Origin of the sequence: Sulfoacidibacillus ferrooxidans (assembly GCF_022606465.1) — a bacterium.
GTDB classification, from domain to species: Bacteria; Bacillota; Bacilli; order Alicyclobacillales; family SLC66; genus Sulfoacidibacillus; species Sulfoacidibacillus ferrooxidans.
On record NZ_JALBUF010000139.1, the window covers coordinates 1 to 255 of the forward strand.

The 255-nt window shown below is 38.4% G+C and carries 1 protein-coding gene; it reads right to left on the reverse strand.

The annotated features are described in order from the left end of the window. Nucleotides 1-255, reverse strand: a 255-nt coding sequence (locus tag MM817_RS16735; protein WP_241717206.1) for a PhzF family phenazine biosynthesis isomerase, incomplete at both ends; no start/stop codon positions are given.

Here is a 255-nt window from a genome sequence, read left to right on the forward strand (position 1 = left end):
GAAACGAGTGCTGCAATGGTAGGGTGTATCGCAAGAGAAACTTCTTCTGTCGGAGTAAAATATCTTAATTCAAAATCAAAATCAGAGTTTTGGGGAGCAGAAAGCACAAATGTTGTTTCAACAAGATGAAATTGACGTGCAATCCGTAACATTGTCTCATGATCCAAGGTATTTGCATTAAGAATAACTGCTGCTGGATTTCCCTCAAAAGCATTACTTGTAAAGCTGTTCACAACGGAAAAGGGTATATCTACC